Source organism: Pseudoalteromonas sp. Isolate6 (assembly GCF_022398435.1).
Lineage (GTDB): Bacteria > Pseudomonadota > Gammaproteobacteria > Enterobacterales > Alteromonadaceae > Pseudoalteromonas > Pseudoalteromonas galatheae.
In genome coordinates this window covers 1-4,223 of record NZ_JAKEVK010000292.1, presented here as the reverse complement: position 1 = coordinate 4,223, position 4,223 = coordinate 1, and the positions used below count along the sequence as shown (strand labels likewise).

Here is a 4,223-nt window from a genome sequence, read left to right as displayed (position 1 = left end):
ATTGTACTGGGGTCTCTTAGATGAACATTTTTAAACTAAGCATATTGGCATCGGCCACACTGCTATCAAGTACGGCGCAAGCTCAGGTAATCTATAAAGATCAGGTTATCTATTGGCAGGAGAAAAAGCTCGGCCGCACACTGAGTGAATACGAGCGGAAAATAGCGCTTGAGCAATTCACCAAGACAAAGCCTATTGCAAATCAAATAAAAACACCTTATGCAATTAAAAATGTGCACCTTGGCAATACTAAGTTAGCCAAACAATTTGCAGTGGGTACGGCACAAACACTTAATGAAGCCAAAATTCTTGCTATTCTGGTCGATTTCCCGGATTTACCTAACGACCAAAACCGACTAAATCCGAGTGATACAGACATGTACTACTCGAGCTATCCCGCGTCTCACTACCAATCATTATTATATTCAGATAGCGGCTATAACGGACCGAACAATGAAACGTTACAATCAGCTACCCAGTTTTATCAAGCGGCCTCAGGCGGTAGCTTTAAAGTATCTGGCAATGCATTTGGTTGGGTAAGAGCCTCTCAAAACGCAGCCTACTACGGCAAGCAAGAAGACGATACCCGCGACTTAAGGCCGGAAGAGTTAGTATTCGAAGCTGTTAGTAAGGCCGTGACTCAATTTAATATCGACTTATCTGAGTACGATAAAACAGATTTGAACGATATAGATGGTGATGGCAACCGCCTTGAACCTGATGGCATTATTGACCATGTCATGTTATTTCATTCAAGTATTGGTCAAGAAGCAGGTGGCGGCGTATTAGATACTGACGCAATTTGGTCACATCGCTTCTTCGTATTTGATGAAAACAACCAACCAAAAGCAATTCCAGATACCAACTACAAAGTTTATAACTACACCATTAATCCTATCGATGCTGCAATTGGGGTGGTTGTCCATGAGTTTGGTCATGACCTCGGATTACCGGACGAATACGATTTAAATTCCAATGACATAGGTGAACCCGTTGCACTATGGTCGGTCATGTCTTCAGGCAGTTACTTAGGTCAATTAAGTGGCTCGCAACCGACCCAGTTTTCCCCTAAAAGCCTTGAGTTTTTACAACAAAATTATGCAGGAAATTGGTTAAACCAAACCGAGTACACATTAGACGACTTGAGTACAGAACAAACAGTAACACTCACGGATATTGGAGTGAACAATGGTACTACTAATCAAATAAAAATAAATCTGCCTGCGCAACTAGAAGAGTTCATAACGCCACTTGATGGGAATTATCACTATTACTCCGGAGAAGACGACAAACTCAATAATCAAGCAAGTTTTACCTTAAGCTTACCCAACGCAAGTCAAATTTCATTATCCATGCTTGCAAATTATAGTATCGAGCTCAACTACGATATTTTCCAAGTGGCGGTAAATGGACAGCCAATAGCGGGAAATACAACAAAATCAAACCATCCAAATTACTCCAATATCACTCACTACATGGATGGCGAGTCGTCTGCTTTTGGCGCTAATCCAATTACGCTAGATTTTGATATCTCAGCGTACCGAGGACAAACTATCACCGTGACATTCGTTTATCAAACCGACGATTTTGAAACGCTCAAAGGAGTATTACTAGATAATATCGAAGTGACAGCGGATGGTACGCAAATTTATACCAATACTGCGGAGCCAACAAATGACCTAATCTACAACGGTTTTCGTAAAATCTCAGGCTACAGAGCTAAGCCTAGTAACGCATACTATGCGCATTTGCGCTCATTTAGAGGGTTAGATGCTGGTTTGTCTTTATCGGGTTATAATTCAGGAGTGTTGATGTGGTACAGCAACGATGGGCAAAGCAATAACTCTACTTCGTTACACCCCGGTTCTGGTGATATGTTGGTGATTGATCAAGACCAAAACCCTATTTTCAAAGCCGACGGCACTACACCCGCAACGAGTATTATTCAGGTCAAAGATGCAACTCTGCGTTTAGATACTCAAAAAGCGGGTCTTGGCGATCAACATCTAACGCCAATCAGTACGTTTGATGATACTCAGGATTACACCTTCTCAATCCAAAAGGAATCAGGTGTTAATTTGCCAGGTTTTGGTGTTCAACTTAGATTGAATACCATAGAAGAAGATGCAAGCAGTGCACAAGTTGGTGTAATTTACCTCAGCGATCCTCAAATCATTCAAGTACAATCGCAAAACACCGTTAAGTTCAATGTCAAAGGCTTAGCTTTAAACGAATCAGATAGCTTTTTGTGGAACTTTGGTGATGGTCAAACAAGTAAAGCGCTTTCACCTGTTCATAACTATCAAGATATTGGCAACTATACGGTAATGTTCACACGCACCAAAGCAGATGGGAGCAGCTCAGCGTTGAGCTCAAATGTCAGCGTTGGTAATGTAGAGCCAATCCCACTTGCTGTCGGTGATATCAAAGCGACCGCAGTAGGGCAAAGTTTTGTCTTCAATGCCGAAATCATTGGTGGCAAAGCGCCTTATGAGCTTGAGTGGAACTTTGGTGACGGGGCAACCGCGACATCAAACTCAGTCGAACATATCTATGAGCTAAGCGGCACGTACACGGTAACGCTTAATGTGAAAGATGCCGAAGGTGAGGCGGTAGCTAAATCAACCTCGGTGACAGTGGTAGTGCCACTTAGCATAGAAGCCGCAGCGACCACATCTAACTTACAGGCAAGCTTTGTCGTAACTGCTGCTGGTGGTGATGGTAACTATCAAGCTAATTGGGATTTCGGTGATGGCACGCAAGGTTCTGGTTTAACTACAATGCATAGTTACGCTCAAGCGGGCACATACAATGTCGTGTTAACGCTGTCGGATGGCGCAGATCAAAGCACTAAAGGCACTGTCGAGATCACAGTAACGGCCCCAACAACAACGCCGACGGATTCTGGTGATAGCGGATCGTCTGGAGGTAGTATCGGGTGGTTTGCGTTAATTGGTGGGATTCTAGTGGGATTAAGAAGAAGGTGGTGCTAACGCACCACCCACAGATTAAATCAAGCGTTAAGAATTAAAGGCGCTCAATTACCGCCTGTGTAAAATCGGTAGTGCCGTGGCTACCACCAAGATCGCGAGTTGTACGGTCGCCGCTCTTAATAACGTCAGCCACTGCACTGCGGATTCTTTCCGCTTTATCAGCTTCGCCTAAGTACTCAAGCATTTGAATTGACGCAAGAATAACAGAAGTTGGGTTTGCAAGGTTTTTGCCTGCGATGTCTGGAGCACTACCGTGAACCGCTTCAAAGATTGCAGCATCAGTACCAATGTTCGCACCTGGTGCCATACCAAGACCACCGACAAGGCCCGCACAAAGATCTGAAAGGATGTCACCGAATAGGTTTGTTGTTACGATCACATCAAACTCTTCAGGTGTCATTACTAGTTTCATACAAGTAGCATCAACGATCATTTCTGCTGATTCGATTTCAGGGTAACGCTCACCCACTTCACGAGCAACTTTAAGGAATAGGCCTGAAGTTGATTTTAGGATGTTCGCTTTGTGAACCGCAGTTACTTTTTTACGACCTTCACGCTGTGCTAACTCATAAGCGAAAGTTACGATCTTTTCAGCACCTTCGCGAGTGATCTTTGACATTGCTTCCGCTTCGTTGCCATCCTCAGAAACAACTTGACCAAGACCTGAGTACATACCTTGCGTATTTTCACGTACGGTAATGATATCAATATCATCGTAACGTGCTTTAGTACCTTCAAATGACTTAACTGGACGAACGTTTGCGTAAAGGCCAAAATGCTTACGTAATGTCACGTTAATAGAAGTAAAACCTTCGCCAACAGGTGTAGTTAGTGGGCCCTTTAGCGTGATCTTGTTACGCTCAATCGCTTCTAGCGTTGCAGCTGGAAGTAATTCACCTGTTTTTTCTAATGCAGCCAAACCTGCGTCTACGTATTCATATTCATAGTCGCAACCTACGGCTTTTAAGATCTCGATTGCTGAATCGATGATGCTAGGGCCAATGCCGTCGCCACGGATAACTGTGATGGTTTGCTGTGCCATGTTTTTTCCTTTATCAAAAGTTGGAATACACCCGAGAAGAATTGCAGACTAAGTTTAGTAGAAATTAACAAAGGTGTACGTTCGCTTGTTTAAGCCGCGTTTTATAGCAATTAATTAGGTCTTATTCCAGTATGGAATGGAAAAATGACATACATATCATTTATGCTTGTTATTGATAGTATTTATAG

At 43.1% G+C, this 4,223-nt stretch carries 2 protein-coding genes; one reads left to right on the top strand and one right to left on the bottom strand.

Going from position 1 to position 4,223, the window contains the following annotated elements; genetic code table 11:
- Positions 1–20: 20 nt before the first annotated feature.
- A complete protein-coding gene (locus tag L1D50_RS21910) occupies positions 21–2,993 on the top strand; it encodes an immune inhibitor A domain-containing protein (RefSeq protein WP_138523646.1) in 2,973 nt (990 codons plus the stop codon).
- Positions 2,994–3,027: 34 nt separating this feature from the next.
- Here L1D50_RS21910 and L1D50_RS21905 read toward each other — a convergent pair whose 3' ends face one another.
- A complete protein-coding gene (locus L1D50_RS21905) occupies positions 3,028–4,035 on the bottom strand; it encodes an isocitrate dehydrogenase (RefSeq protein WP_138523648.1) in 1,008 nt (335 codons plus the stop codon).
- Positions 4,036–4,223 lie beyond the last annotated feature (188 nt).